The following is a 19,387-nucleotide window of genomic DNA, read 5'->3' on the forward strand; positions in this document are numbered from 1 at the left end:
ATGAATAAAAAGACAACCACCTCTCTACTCATACTCTGTTTGCTCGGCTTTTCTGTATGCTGTCATGCCCAGGGCCATGGTATAGACAGCAGAGATTTGCTAGACAATATCTTATATCGTTTTTCCAGCACTGCCTCGATGTGGAGCCAAACTATTTTAAGTTATGCTCGTTACCTTTTTTGGTCTTTGGCCACCATCAGCATGGTATGGACTTATGGTCTCATGGCTTTGCGAAAAGCAGACATTCAAGAGTTTTTGGCAGAAACCGTAAAATTTTTAGTGGTTGTCGGTTTTTTCTATTGGATTTTAGATAATGGGCCTGCGATTGCAACTGCAATCATGGATTCTATGCGACAGCTCGCTGCAAAAGCTTCTGGAATTAACGAACATGTGTCGCCTTCTGACATTGTGGATGTGGGGTTTGATATTGTATCAAAAGCAATCGACAGCTCATCAATCTGGTCACCGGCTGCAACGACGGTAGGATTAATTGTTGCGGGGCTTATTCTGATTATATTGGCGTTGGTCAGTATTAATATGCTCATTATCCTGATTACAGCCTGGATCTTGACTTATGGTGGCATCATTTTATTAGGTTTTGGTGGCGGACGCTGGACACAGGATATTGCGATTAACTATTACAAAACAGTACTAGGGATCGCCTTACAAGCCTTTGCCATGATTTTGATTATCGGCATAGGAAAGTCTTTTGTAGATCAATATTACGCGGCAATGTCAGAAAACATCATGCTAAAAGAAATGTTTGTCATGATGGTTGTTGCCGTACTTTTGTTGGTACTTATCAATAAAATTCCCCCTGTTTTATCCGGCATCGTTTCAGGTGGAGGATCAGGTGGCGGTGGTGGACTTGGTCTTGGAGGCGCGTTAGGGGCTGCGGGAATTGCAGGAACAGCCTTAGCAGGCGCTGCGGGTTCTGCAGCTGTGCAGAGTGCTGGGGGATTATCCGCTTTACAGGCTGCATTCAAGGCTGCTTCTCATAGTATCGGCGCAAGTGGCGCTGGCTCCGTGTCAGGAGATAGCCCAGGCTCAAAACAAGGTAGTTTGGCTCAGGCCATGGGACAAGCTTCTAAATTTGCTGGTTCCTTTGGTTCACATTTAGCTTCTGGGGCGTTTGATGTCGCCCGTGAAAAAGCAGCAAGCATGAAAGATGCTTTTTCTGCAAAAGCGGCTGATACCACAGGCGGTAAAATTGCTGATGCCATTCATCAGCGCATATCTTCCAATGCTGAATCGCCAACTATTAATCAACAGGTATCCGAGTCTCAAAATGTCACTTCTATGGGTGCTCCAGAAGGCAGTTTTAGTTCATGGAACATAAACAGTGATGATGAGATCAGTCAATTTGTCAATCAAAAATCATCTGGAGACGGTCAATGAGCTTGAATAAACCCAACAAAGCCATTGGCCCACAGGTGAGGCAAAAGCATAATGAAAAAACGAATAAACAACTTGTTATTTTAGTTGCCCTCTCGTTTTTCATCAGTATGCAGGTTGGCACACAATTTGTGGCTTATAAGTTGCATTTTAGTGATGAATTAGGGTTTTCGCTGAATCATGTCTACTTTCCATGGCAGTCCCTTTGGTGGAGCTTGAAATACCATCATTATTATCCTGATTATTTTAATGCAGCCTTTGGTTTGATGGCGATGAGTGGCAGTCTTTTTTTAATGTTGATTGTTTTTGTTGCTAAGCATTTAAAAAAAGAAAACATCAGTGAATACCTGCATGGTTCAGCCAGATGGGCCAACAGAGATGATTTAAAAAATGCTGGACTGTTTGGCAATGAGGAAGGCGTTTATGTCGGTGCTATTGAAGATGAAAAAGGGGATATTCATTATTTACGCCATAATGGCCCAGAGCATATTTTAACTTATGCCCCAACACGTTCTGGTAAAGGGGTGGGTCTTGTTATTCCCACCCTCCTATCCTGGAAACAATCCTGTGTGATTACGGATTTAAAAGGAGAGCTTTGGGCATTGACGGCAGGGTGGCGTCAAAAGCATGCCGACAACAAAGTCATTCGTTTTGAGCCGGCGACATTAAAAGGCTCAGCCCGTTGGAATCCGCTGGATGAAATCAGGGTTGGTACAGAATATGAGGTTGGTGACGTACAAAATCTTGCAACGCTTGTGGTTGATCCCGATGGTAAAGGACTTGAAACCCACTGGCAGAAAACATCCCAAGCGCTTTTGGTCGGTTTTATTTTGCATGCGATTTACAAGCTTAAAAATCAAGGAGAACCGGCTACTTTTCCAAATATTGATCGCATGTTGGTCGATCCAAATACCAACATCGCCGATTTATTGATTGAAATGACTCAATACCCGCATGTCGATGGCAAAACACATTTTGTTATCAGCGCATCGGCTCGCGATATGATTGATAGGCCGGAGGAAGAAGCAGGTTCTGTCTTGTCCACCTTAAAATCGTACCTGGCTTTATACCGTGATCCGATAGTTGCTTACAATGTCTCTGCATCAGATTTCTGTATTAAAGATTTGATGCATCATGCAAGCCCTGTCAGTCTTTATATCGTGACCCAACCCAATGATAAAGCACGATTACAGCCTCTAGTTCGGGTTATGCTGAACATGGTTGTCCGTCTTTTGGCGGATAAAATGGAATTCGAGCGAGTCGATGATGGGCGAGGGAATTGTTTTGTAAGAACCAAAAAAACCTATAAACATCGCCTGTTGTGCATGATTGATGAATTTCCAAGCCTTGGGAAGCTTGATATTTTACAAGAGTCATTGGCGTTTGTTGCAGGTTATGGTTTGAAGTTTTACTTAATCTGCCAGGACATTAACCAGCTTAAAAGTCGTGAGCGAGGCTATGGACCGGATGAAACCATTACCTCGAACTGTCATATCCAAAATGCCTATCCGCCCAACCGAATTGAAACCGCCGAGCATCTTTCAAAACTAACCGGCCAGACTACTATTGTAAAAGAGCATACCACTACTAGCGGTAAACGGTTTTCAACCTTTCTAAATCAGATTTCAAAAACAAAACAAGAAGTTTCTCGACCGCTTTTAACGGTTGATGAATGTCAACGTATGCCTGGACCAAAAAAAGATGAAAACGGTTTAATCAAGGAAGCAGGCGATATGGTGGTGTATGTGGCAGGATTTCCTGCCATTTATGGCAAACAGCCGCTTTATTTTAAAGACCATGTGTTTATCGCCAGAGCTTCTGTTGAAGCGCCAGAGCAATCAGATATCTTACGCGCCCGCCTTCATGAAGATGAGGAAATCAGACTATGAAAAAGTTCACTTCCTGGATTGCTGTTCTTATGTTAAGCATCATCGGCATGGCATTTCTTTTCATGCTGATGGGCTTTCGCGTGAACACTACAGATTCCATTCCTTTTGGCCTTTATCGCATTACAAATATAAAAAACATCAAAAATGCCTATGTGATTTTTTGCCCTGATGATCGACCGGCTTTTAAACAAGGATTAGATAGAGGCTATATCGGAAGTGGCCTTTGCCCTGGCGGTTATGGGTATTTAATGAAAAAAGTGGTGGCAACAAATGGTGATCAAATATCTATCACCTCCGACGGCGTTTTTGTTAATCGCCAACTTATTCTCTTTTCAAAACCGACATTAATAGATGGAAGGAAACGACCTTTGCCTCAATGGCGCACCATAGATTATCAGATCAAAGAAGATGAACTCATAACCATGACTAGCCAAAGCGAATGCTCTTTTGATAGTCGTTATTATGGCCCTATTCGGATAGGGCAAATTAAGGGAGTAATTAAACCCATATGGGTAAATGCAACAAGTGGAGAAATAGCATGAATAAAGAAGCTGAATTAATGGATGTAATTTCAGAAAAATTAGATGATTTGATGGTTCCGGGTTTTATCGCCGAAGTCACTCCCATCGAGGCAGAAATCATGGGTGCCTTTTCTGAGGATGCGCTTAGTGAAGATGACGCTAAGGAGGCAGCCTATGACTAAATTGTCTCACCATCAGGTTGTGGCCAACCAAATCATTGAAAGCCTCAAACAAGGAACCGCACCCTGGGTAAAACCATGGGAGCCAGGCACGGGCGGCGGCCAAATCCCGTTTAATCCAGTCACAGGAAGGCGGTATCGCGGCATTAATGCCTTGTATTTGATGTTAAATCAAAGCGGGGATAACCGCTGGCTCACCTACAAACAGGCGCAAAGCATTGACGCCCAGGTTAGAAAAGGAGAAAAAGGCACGACGGTTCAATACTGGAAGTTTCAGGATGAAAAAATCAAGAAAGATGATGCGGGAAATCCAGTCCTCGATGAGCAGGGAAAGCCTGTCAAAGTGCAGGTTAACCTTGAAAGACCCAAGATATTTTACGCAACGGTATTTCATGCCTCACAAATTGATAATATGCCGGAACTTGTACAAAAAGAGCAAAACTGGTCTTTAATTGAAAGAGCAGAAAACCTGCTACTTAATTCCGGTGCTGCCATTTTTCATTCGGAGGCTGATAGAGCATTTTACAGGGTATCAACCGACAGCATTCACCTCCCTCCCAAAGAGCAATTTAAATCAGCCGCTCATTATTACGTCACAGCCCTTCATGAGCTTGGTCATTGGAGCGGGCATCCTTCAAGGCTTGATCGAAACCTACGCCATCCCTTTGGCAGTGAAGCTTACGCCAAAGAAGAACTAAGGGCTGAAATCGCCAGTATGCTGTTGGGTTCGGAGCTTGGCATTGGCCATGACCCTTCCCAACACATGGCTTACATCAAATCATGGATTCGCGTTTTAGAAGGTGATCCGCTGGAAATATTCAGAGCGTCAGCGGATGCTGAAAAAATTGTCAATCACATTTGCTCATTGGAACAAGCACAAGACATCCAGCATGAGCAATCTATTGTAAACAGGGATGAAAAAAATAATGAGGAAACTCTAATGGAATCCGAAAAGAATATCCCAGAAAAAGTCTGGCTTAGCATCCCATTCAAACAAAAAGAGTTAGCCAAATCCGTGGTAGGGAAGTTGCCCGATGGAACACCTGGCATTGCCTGGGATAAAACACAGAAGTGCTGGTATGCAAAACCAGGTGTTTCCATTGAAAAAATCAAAGCCTGGCTTCCAGAAAATCAAAACTCACCAGAAGACAAAGCACTTTCACCAGCCGATGAATTCAAGGAAGCGTTAATCAGTTTGGGTGCAGTATTGACAGGTGAGCATCCTATCATGGATGGCAAGACTCATCGTATACAAATGGAGGACGATAAAACTGGTGAAAAGGCAGGATTTTACGTGGCTCATTTGGATGGCATTCCCGCAGGCTATATCAAAAATAACCGCACAGGCGCTGAGCTAAAATGGAAAAGTAAAGGTTATGTTTTAACCGATGAACAAAAAGCAGCACTTAAGGCTCAGGTACTCGAAAATCAAAAAAATCGCGAGCTTGAATTGGTGGAAAGGCACAAAAGCACCGCATTAAGGCTCAAGCAAAGGCTTTCTAAAATGAGTGAGATCACCGAGCCAACACCCTATTTGAAATCAAAAGGCATTCAGGTTCATCCAGATGTTTATACTGATGATGACAAAAAATTAACGTGTATTCCTGCAACCGATATTGAAGGTACAATTTGGACGGTTCAATATATTGCAGAAGATGGCACCAAGCGCTTCGCTAAAGATTCAAAAAAGGAAGGCTGCTTTCATGTTCTGGGCGGCATGAACAAACTTTTTGATGCGCCGGTTATTGTCATTGCGGAAGGATATGCAACTGCTGCAACGATAAAAGAAGCATGTGGGCTGCCTGTTGTCGTTTCTGCCTTTGATTCAGGTAACCTGAAATCGGTAGCGAAAGCATTGCATGAAAAATATCCATATACTCCCGTTATGATCGCATCTGACGATGATAAGCACTTGGAGTTAACGCAAGGCATCAATCCAGGTAAAGAAAAAGCTTTGGAGGCTGCGAGTGCAGTTAATGGCTTTATTGTTATGCCGACTTTCGCACCCCATGAACAATCTTTAAACCCTAAAAAATTCAGCGATTTTAATGACTTGGCAAATCACAGTATGCTGGGCTTGGATGGGGTTAAGCGTCAACTCAAACCAAAAATTGAAAAAATTGCCAAACGATGCAATCGTCTGCGCTTATTGCAAAAAAGTAATGTGATTCACATTGCTTAGGTTATTTGATAAGGTGAAGTTTCTTACTTTCATCAATTAACCAGCGGAGGCCATCAGTAATCTTGGTTTGTAATAAAATATGGGCGCTTTCATTAAAGAATCGCGGCAAGCCTTCATAACAACCCGTTATTGTTCCTTCCTTATCATGCCAGAAAAAAGTATGTATCAATTCTTTATGCTTCGAAATAGATTCTGTGATAGCACCAAATGATACGAGCTCTTTGAGCTTTACATTACCGCCTAACTCTTCCTTAAGCTCACGGATTACAGCTTGTTCTGGCGACTCATTATGTTCTATTCTGCCGCCAAATTCACAAAGATAATCAGGGTATGTTGGCCAGTCATGAGGGCGTTGTTGTAATAGAATTTTATTATCTTTGGTTAAAACAAGGCAGCCTACATATTGATTTGGGTAGCGGTCTATATTGATATTGAAATTTTTTATTAATTGAACAGTCATAGTATAAAGGTTACTTGGCCAACTCACTATTACCTATTGTTATTTCACCATTAATATTATAAGAATAACAACCCAAGAATTCGTCTAGATAATCGATGTTTAGAACCAGTATCGAAATCGAGTCATATTCTATTTCATATTTCGGAGCAATGAATAAATTATTTTTTATTTTTACTTTATGTAAAACCCATTTATGTTGGCTAACTCCAGGTTCTGAAGATTTATTGTAATCAATTACCCATATTTTTGCATTTGTGACAATCATAGGAATTATAATCGGAAAATCTTTTGATTTATCTTTATCTGTATCCGTTAATGATATGGCTTTTATTGCTGACAAAATTTGATATTGGGCTTTGAAAAAATTATTTTCAGAATCGTTCTTAGATATTTTTTTTAATTGCTGGCCTGTTTTGTTAAAAAAATCACCGGTAAAGGTGAAGAAATATTGATTTTCATCCGGCTTGAATTGAGCAATCCGATAATTGGAATCTTGAATAGCGTGTCGTTTTGTGTTGTAGCTCTTTGGGTCATTGCTACTATCTTCTTTAATCAAAATTAGATGTGATGAATCAGATGATCCTTTACACTCAATTAACCACTCCCTACCTGTATATTGCGCTGCCCTAATATCGATTTCAACAAACTCATCCCCACTTTTCATTAACTGGTTCATCAAAACAGAAAAATTTTTCTCTTCTAGTACCTTTTTTGTTCTGAATTCTAAGTTAAAACCATATCTGTTAGCTGCATCCAAAATTAATTTTTTATCATCCATAATTTTTCCTAAATTACCAATTATTAATCCAAAAATCAGTGCACTTCCTAATTATTCCCTTTAATTATAATTATAGGGTTACAGGGTGAATTATCCCAATTCATTTATTATTTGTGCTCTACCTTTCTGCTTAATCCAGAAACTTTCCGTCGCACATAGTTATCAGATTTGAGTCTTTGCCACTCCAGCTGATCATGTGCATTATCCGGCAATAGCACTTTACTTCTTCTGGCGAGCTGAACCATATCGAGTTGGGACAAGTCTCGCAAGCTGTTTTGACCTTTGGCTGGCGGGCCTTGTCTAATGCTGTCAGCGTTGGGCTTCGTACTGGAAAGTGCTCCTCTTTCTCCAATGGCTGCTCCAGCAGCTTCATTGCTTCTTGGAGTTCTTCCTCCATCATTAAATCTGTATCGTCTTGATTGCTCATAGCGTCTCTCCTGTTCTAAGACCATTTTTTGGCGTTGTGCTTCGATTTCTGAATCAGCAAAGGTGATCGGGATATTATTCTGGATAGTTATTTGAAGAATGATCTTTTTAAAAAGTGGCGAGCCATTTACCTGGATGCAGTTGCCGAATCTCTGCTGTGCCATCTCAATGGCTTTTTTCAGTGTGGCAATTGAACCACCTTTAGAAATTTTGATTTCCTTGGCGGTACTTCTAATGACAGCCTTGTTCACTTTATAAATCTCTGTTCCTTCTTTGGTAATGGAATCAACTTGCTTAATATCCGCTAATGAAAAATTAGACGACGTGCCAGATAAGGAATAATTATTTTGGTTTTTTCGATCGCGATAACGCATGGCTGTTAAAGCTTCTTCGTCACCTCCCTGAGCTTTATGGCGCAACCAATCAGCCCAGGTTTTGTTTTGGTAAAAATCAATCAGATTCTTTCGCTCTTTGGCGTAATTTTGGCTTATTTTTTCAATGTCGTTCAAAAGAGTTTTACTGATTTGCTGGTAAAGATATTTTTTTTGAGTCCTTGAGGCTTTCATTAGGTTCAAAGCAGCACGTTTTATTCTGCCGCGCTTTTTGGCCTTATCAATTAATCTGGTCTTAGCCTCACGCAGGTGCCTAAGTTTTTGGGAAAGAAGTGTTTTACCGTGCTCTCTTTCATGGAGGTAACGCGCATAAATTTCTGAACCGATAACTTTCCTATTTAGTGGTTCATAACGATAAATATTTTTCCCGGATCTTTCAGTACGAAATGGTGAGGGCTTAAATTCACCCAACCTGGATTCCAGGTTCTTTTTGGAAAAGCATCGTGAAACGGAGCTTGCTTTAACCATAAGTCCTGCTTCATTACAAAAGACCAGACCATTAGCTTTAATATGAATTTCCAAGCCATGAAGGGATAGGATTTTATGAATCTCATTCCAATGGTTGGTCTGGTTAATCTGTTCCAGACAATTTCTCTTTATCCAGTTAATCAAGCTTTCAATGCCAGAATGTTGTTCCATATCATCGGCAAGATTCTCTGAACGACTTTTTCGGGTTCGATGATTGGTTATTTCAAGACCATACTCAATTTCTAGTTTCGATGCCACATCTGCAAAAGCTCTATAAGCTCTATATGGCTCAATCATGTTAAAGGTTTTTGGATGAATTTTATTGATGGCAACATGAATATGAAGGTTGTCTGTGTCGTGATGAATAGCGCTAATCCTTTGATGATCTTTGAATCCAATAGATGATACGACACTTTTCTCTATAGCTTTCAATACCTCGTTGGAGGGATTTTCCCCTGGGGCAAAAGATATGAGCATGTGGTAGGTTTTATCGCTTTTAGCTCTTTGGTTTCTCGCCTGAGTTGCCAATACTTCATAAATAGCCCAGGTAGGATCAACACTGTTACAGTTTGATATCCTGACTTTACCTACTCGTTCCTGTTTATTTTGTTCATCAGTAATGTATTTTACCAGAGCTGAATAGCTGCTCAGTCTTGCTGACTTCATTGGGATATGGCGAATAATCATAATTTTTTCACCACTTCAAACATTGCATCCTGCGTTGTTTGAATGCGATCCAACAAAGCTTTAACCCTTCGATGATCAAAATATACGACACGTCTATCCTGGGTAAGCCAGAGCTTAAACAGACCGCCGAGCCTTCCCATGTCTGCATTTATTTTGGATAACTGGAGAATATAATCCTTATCAATGGCACTTTGGATTTGATAGCCCAACCCAATCCGACGTAAATATTCGGCAACAGAAAGTCCTGCTTGGGCGGCATGGGATTTAATTGCAATTTCTTCATCGGGAAGAACGGGAACACGTAGGTGGCGGCCGTGTTTTCTGGTAGGTAGTTTATTCTTATCGTCCATAAGGATGCTGACCTCTTAACAAGTGGTTTGCAATCCTTTAGGTACTGATTAATTGTTTTCTTTTTGATCTCAAAAAGCAAGATACCCGTTGAGCACCGAAGGTGCGAATAAGGTTTGTGAAGATTGATAGCCAGCTTGCTGGTTAGCTAACTTCACCTATCTTGCCCTGCTTTTCCAGAGCACTTTAAAGAATCATATCAGGAACTTTTTGGAACTTGCAACGATTTTTAAAGAACTTTTTTGCCTATAGAACTAAAATAATCCAAATTATTCCTAAAAGTTCTTTTATAATGCTAAAATACTCATTTTTATATTCTAGTAAATTCTTAATAGTTCTAAAATATTCCTTTTTTCTTGTTCCAATCCTAATTATGATTTAGACTTTTTAAAATAAAAAAATTGACGCCAAAGAAGAATGAAAAAACTACTTTCCGAACGGGTAATCCAAAATCAGTCAGAAAAAAAGAACGGGCGAACCAATGCCAAGATTCAATTTATCGCACTGAAAGAAGACATTCGAGAAGCCCTTGATAAGGGCTGTTCGATGAAAGCTGTTTGGGAAACTTTATCTGATGAAGGACAAATTTCATTCGGCTACAAGGCATTTAGGCATTACGTACTTAAGTTAATTAAGTCAGAGCAGGAAAACATCAGGGATGATAAACAAAGCAAAAGTAAAACTACCAATGAAATCAAAGGTTTTACTTTTAATCCAATACCCAACCCGGAGGAACTCTTGTAATGGCAAAAATACATATCACGATGCAGGGCAAAGGCGGTGTCGGTAAATCTTTTGTCTCGGCAACTACCGCTCAGTACAAACTTAATAAAGCACAATCCCCACTTTGTATTGATACCGATCCCATTAACGCCACCTTTCATGGCTTTAAGTCACTTAATGTCGAACGCCTAAATATTATGGAAGGCGATGAAATCAATCCGCGCCATTTTGACACCTTAATTGAAAAAATTGCAAATACACAAAATGACGTGATTATTGATAATGGCGCCAGTTCTTTTGTGCCTTTATCGCATTATCTCATCACCAACCAAGTACCCACCTTGTTAAAAGACATGGGGCATGAACTTATCATCCATACCGTTATCACTGGTGGTCAAGCGTTACTGGACACAATAAATGGTTTTGCTCAGCTGGTAAATCAATTTCCAGGAGATGTTCGCTATGTTGTGTGGCTAAATCCCTATTGGGGAAAGGTTGAGAGTGAAGGAAAACCTTTTGAGCAAATGAAGGTATACAAAGAGACCAAAGATCGAATCGCAGCAATAATCAATATTCCTGATTTAAAGGAAGAAACTTTCGGCCATGATCTCTCAAATATGCTTCAACAAAAAATTACATTTAATGAGGCAATCGATTCCCCTGAGCGAAATATTATGACCAGGCAGCGATTAAAGCTGATACGGGATCAACTATTCAGCCAGATTGATAACGCTATGGTGATCTAATGTCAGAGAAAATTAATGAGGCTATTCAAGACATTGCAGGCAAGCATGGTGTTGTTCTGGGTAGAGATGATCCAGTTCTTATCTTCCAAACCATGAATGACAGGCTGCTTGAGGAAAATCGAAAAGCACAACAGGAAATGCTGACTCAATTCAAAGAGGAAATGGAGAGCATTTCCTCTCAATGGAAGGTTGATGCTAAAGACAAAGCTGAGAAAGTACTAAATGCTGCATTGGCTAGTAGTAAAGAAGCTATGAACAAAATACTGAGGGAAGCCACCAATGAATTCGTTCAAGTCATGAAAAACGTGGTATCAGATTCACTAACGGAAGCAAAGGATTTGACTCAGCAGACGCGTAAAGCAAATCGATTTACATTATTAACATTAGTTACAATGCTGACTGTTTCTTGCGCATTTATGTTGTTCTTACTTATTAATTTTTCGAGGTAACTCATGCATTCAATTGGAACCAAAGATGAAGAATGAAAATAATAAAAAGATACAAAATCTGAGTACATTTTCATGGTCTATAGCTGAAATACTGCGAGGCGATTTCAAACAGTCAGAATATGGTAAGGTTATCTTGCCATTTGTTGTTTTGCGTCGATTGGATTGTATTTTAGAACCTTCAAAAAATGCTGTAGTAAGTGCATACGAGAATTTACCTGAAGGAATAGATGATCATACCAAAGACATGATGTTATTTAATGCTGTTGGTGGTGGTCTGAAAGTTTATAACTACAATATGCTTACCTTTAGTAAAATTCGAAATCAAGATCCAGGTGATGTACATAAGAATTTATTAGACTATATTACCAGTTTTAATAGCAGCGTCCGCGATATTTTTCTTGAAAAGTTTCTTTTTACTGATCAGCTTAAGCGCCTAAAGGATGGTGGAATTTTATGGCAAGTATTCGATCTTTTCTGCCAGATAGATTTACATCCTGATAATGTTTCCAACATGGAGATGGGGTATCTCTTTGAAGATTTGATTCGCCGCTTTTCTGAAATTTCGAATGAGACGGCAGGGGAACATTTTACACCTCGTGAAGTCATTCGTTTGATTGTGGATCTTTTGTTGATTAATGATGCCGAAGCATTGGCTGGTTCAGGAATCATTCGCACAGTTTATGATCCCGCTTGTGGAACAGGCGGTATGCTTGCACTTATGGAAGAGGCAATGAAAGAATATAACTCTAAAATTCGTGTTGAGCTCTACGGGCAGGAACTAAACCCAGAATCCTTCGGTATCTGCACGTCTGACATGCTGGTAACAGGTCATAACCCAGAGCAAATTGCTTTCGGTAACACGTTAACAGAGGATGCTCACAAGGATAAAAAATTTCACTACATGCTTTCCAATCCTCCGTATGGGGTTGATTGGAAAAAGTACCAAGATCCTATTAAGCAAGAAGCACAAGAAAAAGGTATGGATGGTCGTTTTGGTGCAGGACTACCTCGTATATCTGATGGGCAGTTGCTTTTCCTGCAGCACATGATTTCAAAAATGCGAGATGATGAAGTAGGCTCACGTATCGGTATAGTGATGAATGGTTCACCTCTTTTTACAGGTGGGGCAGGATCTGGTGAAAGTGAAATCCGTCGCTGGATGCTGGAAAATGATTGGGTAGAGGCGATTATCGCATTACCTACGGATTTGTTTTACAACACAGGCATTCAAACCTATGTTTGGATGCTTACGAATAAGAAGGATAAGAACCGCCGTGGGAAGGTGCAGCTCATTGATGCAAGTAGCGAACGATTTTGGCAATCCATGCGAAAAAGTCTTGGTAGCAAACGTCGTGAGATTCCAGAACATGCGCGTAGCGAAATTGTTAAAATTTATTATGAAATGCTCAATGGTGGTGGTGATTGGAGCGAATTTTCTAAAATTTTTGATAGGCAAGAGTTTGGTTATCGAGAAATACGCATTGAGCGGCCTTTGAAGCTAAATTTTGAAGGAAGCAAAGAGCGGTTAGACTTGCTTCAACAAGAAAATGCGTTTCTAAAACTTTCCGAAATTGAGCAACAAGAGCTATTAACCGCACTTAATAACAAAACATTAAAACAGCAATTTAAAAATCGTGATGCATTTGAAGAAGCGCTTAAAACAGCATTAAAAAATTTAAGTTTTAAATTAACTGCACAATTGAAAAAAGTGATCCTTACGGCTCTCTCAGAGAAAGACGAAACTGCTGATGTTTGTTGTGACGCTAAAGGCAATCCTGAACCTGATACTGATTTACGCGATCATGAATTAGTGCCGCTGAAAGAAGATTGGCGAGATTACGTTGAACGAGAAGTAAAGCCTTTTGTTGCCGATGCTTGGGTAGATGAAAATCACAAGGATACCACCGATGGCAAGGTAGGTCGTGTAGGGTATGAAATTAATTTTAATCGTTATTTCTATAAATATGTTCCACCGCGTCCTGTGGCTGAGATTGATGGAGAACTTAAACAATTGGAAGCAGAAATTGCCAATTTGCTGAAAGAGGTAGTGGCATGAGGACAAAAGCCGCAAGCATAGCAGCATGGAAAAAAATAAGGCTTAAACGAGCTGTTACTATTAATAATGGTAAAGATTACAAGTCAGTTGAATCTGTGGATGGATATCCTGTTTTTGGATCTGGTGGGGTTTTTGCATATTCATCAGAATTTCTTTATAACGGTGAAGCGATTTTATTAGGTCGGAAGGGAACTGTAGATAAACCTCTTTATGTGAATGGGGCATTTTGGACTGTTGATACAATGTTTTACGCTATTCCCTTAAGGGGGTACCATGCAAAATTTATTTTTTATTGTTCTCAAACGATACCTTTTGATCAGTATCAGAGTGATACAGCTATTCCAAGTATGACACAGTCAGTTCTTAATAATCATGAATTTTTGGTGCCTGATTATAAGCTTCAAAAAGAAATTGCAGACTTTCTGGATCGTGAGACTGATCTAATTAACCAGCTTATTGAGAAGAAGGAAGCCTTTTTACTAAAAGCTTCTAAACGTATAGAGTCGCTTGTAGATAAAGCAATTTCTTGTCAACGTGTGCCTCGTATAAGGTTTGAGAATGTCGTCCAGCGAATGCAAAGGTCTGTAAATCTATCTGAATATGATGAACTTATTCGGTTGGGTCTCTACAATAAAGGTCGAGGAATATTCAAGAAACCTGCGGCTGATGAAGAGGGAATGGGCGACTCCAAGTTTTTCTTTGTAGAGCCTGGCGATCTAATTTTAAGCGGACAATTTGCTTGGGAGGGCGCAGTTGCTCTAGCAACTTCAAAAGAGGATGGTTGTGTTGTTTCGCATCGTTATCCGATATATCGAGGTAAAGGAAGTGTAAATACAGCATATTTATTTGGGTTGCTCAGAAGTAATTTTGGTGATTTTATACTTAACGAAGCTTCTAGAGGCTCAGCTGGACGGAATAGGCCTTTGAACACTTGGCGTCTGGGTAAGGAGAAAATTCCAATTCCTGAGATCTCCTTGCAAGAAGAAATTGAGCAAGCTGTAATTTTTGAACGGCGCCTAAGAGAAAAGACGCAACGGTCAATTGATATTTTAGAAGAGTTTCGGACATCACTAATCACCGAAGCCGTAACAGGTCAATTAGACATCAAATCATGGAAAAAAAGAGGTAGCACTGATGAGCGCCTCGATAATATCGAGGAGTCAATGCAGACATGACAGATACAACTAATCGAACCTACTCTCAGGACACTATCCGCCGAGAAAATGTGCTGCAATATCATGTCATCGATCGGCTGGTTAAAAAACTAGGTTATGTCCATCGTAGGACAGAAGATTTTGATCGTGCTTCAGCACTCGACAAAGTGCTAGTAATACAATTCATTAAATCCACGCAGCTTGATGAATGGAAACGGTTGCAAGATCAATATTCTGCTAGCGCCGAAGCCGAATTTTTCAAGCAACTGGAAAAGGCGCTGAAATCTCGCGGAACGCTGGATGTGCTGCGCCAGGGTATTAAGCTCATTCCTGGTATTAAATTCTCCCTTTGCTTTTTCAAGCCTGCTTCAGGCATTAATAAAGAACTATTACAACTCTTTAAGGCCAATATTCTCTCGGTGATTGACGAGCTGAAATATAGCAGTAAACATGATAACCGTATTGATATTGGCCTGTTTGTTAATGGTATTCCCCTAGCGACTATCGAATGTAAAAATCTATCAACGGGTACGACGTTCCGTCATGCTGAAAAACAATATCGTACTGATCGTTCCCCAGCAGGTGAGCCATTACTAACCTTTAAACAAGGTGCATTGGTTCATTTCGCAATGGACGAAGACAATGTTTCTATGACGACACGATTAGCAAACGGTAAAACTCGATTTTTACCATTTAACCGAGGCCATAATGGTGGCGCAGGAAACCCTGATATCGTTGATGAGTTTCGTGTTGGTTATCTTTATGCTGACCAACCAGAAGGAAAAGCCATCCTCTCGCGAGATATTCTGCTTGATATCGTTGGACGATTTATGCACCTGGAAGTAAAAGATGGTAAAGAGGTCATGATATTTCCACGCTTTCAGCAGTTAGATGCTGTATTGAAGTTATTAAGACATGCAAAACAACATGGCCCAGGTCATAGCTATTTAATTCAGCATTCAGCAGGTTCAGGTAAATCTAATACCATTGGTTGGACAGCTCACCGTATGATTACTCTACATGATGAAAAAGACCAACCAATTTTTAACACAGCCATTATTGTGACTGATCGTATAGTGTTAGATCGTCAACTACAAAATACTGTGGCCCAATTTGAGCAAACTAAGGGTGTGGTGAAAAAGATTGATGGCACGTCACGACAGTTGAAAGAAGCCATTAAGCAAGGTGCGCGTATTATCATTACTACTATTCATAAATTTTCGACTGATCATCTAAAGGAAATCTCGGGTCAAAGCAAACGCCGTTTTGCTGTGCTAATAGATGAAGCGCATGGCTCTCAGTCCGGTAAGTATGCTGATAACCTCTCAAAAACTTTGACACGTGAAGAAGGCAATAACACTCCTTCGGATATAGAAGATATGATTGCTGAGTATCAGCGCCAACGTGGGCCACAGGCTAATATCAGTTATTTCGCTTTCACGGCTACACCACGTAATGTCACATTGGAACGCTTTGGTACAAAAGGATCAGACGGTTTGCCATATCCGTTCCATCTTTATTCTATGCGCCAAGCAATTGAAGAGGGCTTTATTCTTGACGTGTTGCAGAATTACATGACCTACAAACAGTACTATAAGCTGGAAAAAGCCATCGAAGATGATCCGGAATTGCAAGGACGAAGAGCGCATCGCCGTGTTGCCAGATTTGCGATATTACACCCAACAGCAATTGCCCAGAAAGTGGAGGTTATTGTTGAGCATTTCCGTCGCCATGTGATGCAAGAGATAAATGGTAAAGCTAAAGCAATGGTTGTCACCCAAAGTCGCGAACACGCACTTAAATATTATTTTGGTATAAAAAAATATATTGAGGAGAAGCAGTATGTAGGTGTGAAAGCCTTGGTGGCTTTTTCAGGTGAGCTAGAAATCGATGGTGAAACCTACACTGAAGCAGAATTAAATGGCTTTGCTGAAACCCAATTGCCAGAAAAATTTGATAAGGATTTTCAATTATTGATTGTGGCAGAGAAATATCAAACAGGCTTTGATCAGCCAAAGTTATGCGCCATGTATATTGATAGAAAATTGGATGGTTTACAAGCAGTACAAACCTTATCAAGGCTAAATCGTACTACCCCAGGAAAGATTAATACATACGTGCTCGATTTCCAGAATACGATTGAAGACATTCAAAATGCATTTCGACCATTTTATGAAGTCACGTCGCTAGAGGAGATATCTGACCCTAATCAAGTTTATGAGTTGGAAGGTCGCATTAAGTCTTTTTCTATTATCGACGAAGATGAAGTCAACCGTTTCTCAGAGGTTTTCTACAAAGGAGCGCTTGATCCACACGATAGAATCGCGCTAGAAAAATTGGTTAAGAATGCTGTCCAACGTTTTGAATATGAGGAAGACGAAGGAAAGCGTGAAGAATTTCGACAATTGCTGAAGAGCTATATGCGTTTTTATTCATTTGTCGCGCAGGTGATGAGTTTGCAAGACACTTGGCTGGAAAAACTTTTTTCCTATGTATCATGGCTTAATAGATTACTGCCTAACCGAGAAGTGCCGCCGGAAATTGAGATTACAGACGATATGATTCGTTTACAGGCATTCAGAATAGAGAAAAAAGAACAGGGTTCAGCTTCGTTATCTCCTGGCACAACTTCACCCCTATCTGCTATCAAAGAGTTTGGTGCTAATGCTTACACGGAAGATGAGGAGCGTTCATTATCTGAAATTATTGAGTCTTTCAATCAGCGTCATGGCACTGAATTTACTAAAGAAGACTTTTTGCGTTTTGAGAAAGTTAATCAAGAAATACTAAGTGATGAAAACTTAAAGGATATGCTGAAGAATAACCCGCCGGATGTGGTTTTTGGTGCTTTTTCTCAGGCATTTTTTGAAAGCGCGATCCAATTATTCCAGCGCGATAATCAATTGCAAAATATAATCATGACAGATGCTGAGGCACGGAATCAGGCGATTAAACATTTCTTTAGTCGGGCGTTGAAGGAAGTTAGAGATGATAGTTAATGGACTTTGAGAAGGAGTTTATACAGTGCCGACCAAATATAATATTTATAAAGTAATTTCTAATAAAAAAGATGAATTGATTAGTAAGCTCAGTTTCGTTGGATTAGAAAAGATTGGTTCAAAATCATATGAAAATTGGCAGATGGATTTCTATTTCTCATCTCAACCGGATAGTGTTGATATATGGTGGACAGATATTTACTCTGATTTTTTTGGAGAAGAAGAAAAACCAAGAAATCAGATATATTTCGCTGTTTTATTAGTTCATAAGGAACATATTTGCTATGCGATTAGCTTAGGAAAAAGCCATTTCTATCTTAAGAATTTTTGTGATTTAGATTTTGGGTTAAATTTAGCAGAAAGAATAGTAGATCCGAATAATATAAGAATAAAAAATTCGAAATTTTATAAAAGTAAAAAAAATAAAGTGGTTACTACTTACCAAGAAGGTAGTGATATGGATTTAGATAGTGGGGAATCAACACACTATTTAAAAGCCATAACAATTAACAAAGAAATTTGGGGAAAGACTGCCAGCTTTGGCCATTCTGTTTTGCTTAATGTAAACCTAAAACCCGATGAATTACCCAGTCTTATTGAAAATATTGAAAAAAAATTGACTCAAGAGAGATTGCTGAGCATCCCAAGAGTTATAAAAATAGATGACGAAAAAGAAATAAAACGACTTGACGATCTGTTAGCTGATAAAATTATTCAACAGGGTGAAGCTAGTTTACAGGAAAACAGTATTTCACTTTCAGGGATTGATTTTATATTTTCTGATCAGTTTGAATATAGCCTTTACACTAAAGGGGAGTCTAATAATAAAAGTGAAAAAGGCGATATTACCCTCAGCGCCTTAATTAACTTTGTTAAATCAAATAATATCGATCTTAAAAAAGACCTTAATAATATCAAGGTTAAAATTCATAATGAGTATGGTCGAGATAGAACAGTTTCCTTAAAGGAGTTGTTAGACTTTATTGATGAGGAAAAACGTTGCTGTTTGCTTGACGGATCATGGTATCAGTTTAATCAGAGTTATATCGAATTTGTAAACAAAGAGATTGACACCATAGATTTGGAATGTGATGAAAAGGAAGTCACTGCGCTTAATGAAGAAGAATTTAACAAAAGTAAAGCTGCACAAGGATTTATTAATTGTGACAAAGTGTTTAGGCAAATTGATAAAAAGTACAAAGTAGAGCATATGGATCTTTATAAAGACGAAACACTTTATTTTGTTAAATTTGGCAAGCCGCAAAAACTCAATTATGCAATTGATCAAGCTAATAATACAATTAAGTTACTGCAAAATAATCAACATGAAATAAAGATTGATGATCAAATAATAAAACCCAAGACTATGTGTTTATGGTTTGTTTTAGATAGAAAATCTAAACTTGATAAGTTATCTCAGATAAATTCTTTGATTTTTCATATGAAATTACTGGAATGGAAGCGGTTGACTAGGAACGCAGGTTATACGCCTAAGATTATCATTTCGTATAAATCTTGTGATGACTAAGCATTTC

At 39.4% G+C, this 19,387-nt stretch carries 16 protein-coding genes; 12 read left to right on the forward strand and 4 right to left on the reverse strand.

Features of this window, described 5'->3' with window-relative positions; genetic code table 11:
* The 5 genes from trbL to E1O52_RS01105 are packed head-to-tail and all read left to right on the forward strand — an operon-like array spanning position 1 to position 6,166.
* On the forward strand, positions 1-1,398 hold the full coding sequence (gene trbL / locus E1O52_RS01090) for a P-type conjugative transfer protein TrbL (RefSeq protein WP_129827376.1): 1,398 nt from the start codon (positions 1-3) through the stop codon (positions 1,396-1,398).
* The gene (locus E1O52_RS01095; RefSeq protein ID WP_129827375.1) at positions 1,395-3,284 is read left to right on the forward strand and encodes a type IV secretory system conjugative DNA transfer family protein; all 1,890 of its coding nucleotides are present in this window, start codon (positions 1,395-1,397) and stop codon (positions 3,282-3,284) included. The genes trbL and E1O52_RS01095 overlap by 4 nt, the downstream gene beginning before the upstream one ends.
* Positions 3,281-3,826, forward strand: coding sequence for a conjugative transfer signal peptidase TraF (gene traF / locus E1O52_RS01100; protein WP_129827374.1), 546 nt, complete (start codon positions 3,281-3,283; stop codon positions 3,824-3,826). Before E1O52_RS01095 ends, traF begins: the two co-directional genes overlap by 4 nt.
* Positions 3,823-3,987 carry a hypothetical protein gene (locus E1O52_RS13120; protein WP_013101104.1) on the forward strand — a complete coding sequence of 55 codons (165 nt, stop codon included), beginning with the start codon at positions 3,823-3,825 and terminating at the stop codon, positions 3,985-3,987. Before traF ends, E1O52_RS13120 begins: the two co-directional genes overlap by 4 nt.
* Positions 3,980-6,166, forward strand: a complete 2,187-nt coding sequence (locus E1O52_RS01105; RefSeq protein WP_129827373.1) for a zincin-like metallopeptidase domain-containing protein — start codon at positions 3,980-3,982, stop codon at positions 6,164-6,166. The genes E1O52_RS13120 and E1O52_RS01105 overlap by 8 nt, the downstream gene beginning before the upstream one ends.
* A 1-nt stretch (position 6,167) precedes the next feature.
* On the opposite strand, the gene E1O52_RS01110 is transcribed toward E1O52_RS01105, so the two are convergent.
* From E1O52_RS01110 to traJ, 4 genes are all read right to left on the reverse strand, one after another.
* The gene (locus tag E1O52_RS01110; protein ID WP_129827372.1) at positions 6,168-6,626 is read right to left on the reverse strand and encodes an NUDIX domain-containing protein; all 459 of its coding nucleotides are present in this window, start codon (positions 6,624-6,626) and stop codon (positions 6,168-6,170) included.
* Between the two features lie 10 nt (positions 6,627-6,636).
* Positions 6,637-7,404, reverse strand: coding sequence for a hypothetical protein (locus E1O52_RS01115; RefSeq protein ID WP_129827371.1), 768 nt, complete (start codon positions 7,402-7,404; stop codon positions 6,637-6,639).
* A 107-nt stretch (positions 7,405-7,511) separates the two neighbouring features.
* Positions 7,512-9,377 carry a TraI/MobA(P) family conjugative relaxase gene (gene traI / locus E1O52_RS01120; RefSeq protein ID WP_129827370.1) on the reverse strand — a complete coding sequence of 622 codons (1,866 nt, stop codon included), beginning with the start codon at positions 9,375-9,377 and terminating at the stop codon, positions 7,512-7,514.
* The gene (gene traJ / locus E1O52_RS01125; RefSeq protein ID WP_129827369.1) at positions 9,374-9,727 is read right to left on the reverse strand and encodes a conjugal transfer transcriptional regulator TraJ; all 354 of its coding nucleotides are present in this window, start codon (positions 9,725-9,727) and stop codon (positions 9,374-9,376) included. Before traJ ends, traI begins: the two co-directional genes overlap by 4 nt.
* Positions 9,728-10,142: 415 nt before the next feature.
* Between traJ and E1O52_RS01130 the strand changes: the two genes are divergently transcribed.
* Genes E1O52_RS01130 through E1O52_RS01160 form a run of 7 tightly spaced genes read left to right on the forward strand, consistent with a single transcriptional unit; the run spans position 10,143 to position 19,380 of the window.
* Entirely contained in the window at positions 10,143-10,469 is a 327-nt protein-coding gene (locus tag E1O52_RS01130) for a TraK family protein (protein WP_129827368.1), read from the forward strand.
* Complete coding sequence (locus E1O52_RS01135; RefSeq protein WP_058470667.1) at positions 10,469-11,194, forward strand: ArsA-related P-loop ATPase; 726 nt, start codon at positions 10,469-10,471, stop codon at positions 11,192-11,194. Before E1O52_RS01130 ends, E1O52_RS01135 begins: the two co-directional genes overlap by 1 nt.
* On the forward strand, positions 11,194-11,643 hold the full coding sequence (locus E1O52_RS01140; RefSeq protein WP_035889645.1) for a conjugal transfer protein TraM: 450 nt from the start codon (positions 11,194-11,196) through the stop codon (positions 11,641-11,643). Before E1O52_RS01135 ends, E1O52_RS01140 begins: the two co-directional genes overlap by 1 nt.
* A 25-nt stretch (positions 11,644-11,668) precedes the next feature.
* Positions 11,669-13,699 carry a type I restriction-modification system subunit M gene (locus E1O52_RS01145; RefSeq protein WP_133126877.1) on the forward strand — a complete coding sequence of 677 codons (2,031 nt, stop codon included), beginning with the start codon at positions 11,669-11,671 and terminating at the stop codon, positions 13,697-13,699.
* Complete coding sequence (locus tag E1O52_RS01150; protein WP_133126878.1) at positions 13,696-14,874, forward strand: restriction endonuclease subunit S; 1,179 nt, start codon at positions 13,696-13,698, stop codon at positions 14,872-14,874. The genes E1O52_RS01145 and E1O52_RS01150 overlap by 4 nt, the downstream gene beginning before the upstream one ends.
* Positions 14,871-17,852: a type I restriction endonuclease subunit R gene (locus E1O52_RS01155; protein ID WP_133126879.1), complete on the forward strand. Its 2,982-nt coding sequence runs from the start codon at positions 14,871-14,873 to the stop codon at positions 17,850-17,852. Before E1O52_RS01150 ends, E1O52_RS01155 begins: the two co-directional genes overlap by 4 nt.
* Positions 17,853-17,877: 25 nt before the next feature.
* Positions 17,878-19,380, forward strand: a complete 1,503-nt coding sequence (locus tag E1O52_RS01160; protein WP_129827364.1) for a DUF6119 family protein — start codon at positions 17,878-17,880, stop codon at positions 19,378-19,380.
* The last annotated feature ends 7 nt before the right edge of the window (positions 19,381-19,387 follow it).

The organism is Legionella nagasakiensis (assembly GCF_900639915.1).
Lineage (GTDB): Bacteria > Pseudomonadota > Gammaproteobacteria > Legionellales > Legionellaceae > Legionella_A > Legionella_A nagasakiensis.

Coding starts and splice junctions, on each gene's coding strand:
- traF (WP_129827374.1), top strand. CDS start 3,281: ATGAAAAAGTTCACTTCCTGGATTGCTGTTCTTATGTTAAGCATCATC.
- E1O52_RS01095 (WP_129827375.1), top strand. CDS start 1,395: ATGAGCTTGAATAAACCCAACAAAGCCATTGGCCCACAGGTGAGGCAA.
- traI (WP_129827370.1), bottom strand. CDS start 9,377: ATGATTATTCGCCATATCCCAATGAAGTCAGCAAGACTGAGCAGCTAT.
- E1O52_RS13120 (WP_013101104.1), top strand. CDS start 3,823: ATGAATAAAGAAGCTGAATTAATGGATGTAATTTCAGAAAAATTAGAT.
- E1O52_RS01150 (WP_133126878.1), top strand. CDS start 13,696: ATGAGGACAAAAGCCGCAAGCATAGCAGCATGGAAAAAAATAAGGCTT.
- E1O52_RS01145 (WP_133126877.1), top strand. CDS start 11,669: ATGAAGAATGAAAATAATAAAAAGATACAAAATCTGAGTACATTTTCA.
- traJ (WP_129827369.1), bottom strand. CDS start 9,727: ATGGACGATAAGAATAAACTACCTACCAGAAAACACGGCCGCCACCTA.
- E1O52_RS01155 (WP_133126879.1), top strand. CDS start 14,871: ATGACAGATACAACTAATCGAACCTACTCTCAGGACACTATCCGCCGA.
- E1O52_RS01110 (WP_129827372.1), bottom strand. CDS start 6,626: ATGACTGTTCAATTAATAAAAAATTTCAATATCAATATAGACCGCTAC.
- E1O52_RS01115 (WP_129827371.1), bottom strand. CDS start 7,404: ATGGATGATAAAAAATTAATTTTGGATGCAGCTAACAGATATGGTTTT.
- E1O52_RS01105 (WP_129827373.1), top strand. CDS start 3,980: ATGACTAAATTGTCTCACCATCAGGTTGTGGCCAACCAAATCATTGAA.
- trbL (WP_129827376.1), top strand. CDS start 1: ATGAATAAAAAGACAACCACCTCTCTACTCATACTCTGTTTGCTCGGC.
- E1O52_RS01135 (WP_058470667.1), top strand. CDS start 10,469: ATGGCAAAAATACATATCACGATGCAGGGCAAAGGCGGTGTCGGTAAA.
- E1O52_RS01130 (WP_129827368.1), top strand. CDS start 10,143: ATGAAAAAACTACTTTCCGAACGGGTAATCCAAAATCAGTCAGAAAAA.
- E1O52_RS01140 (WP_035889645.1), top strand. CDS start 11,194: ATGTCAGAGAAAATTAATGAGGCTATTCAAGACATTGCAGGCAAGCAT.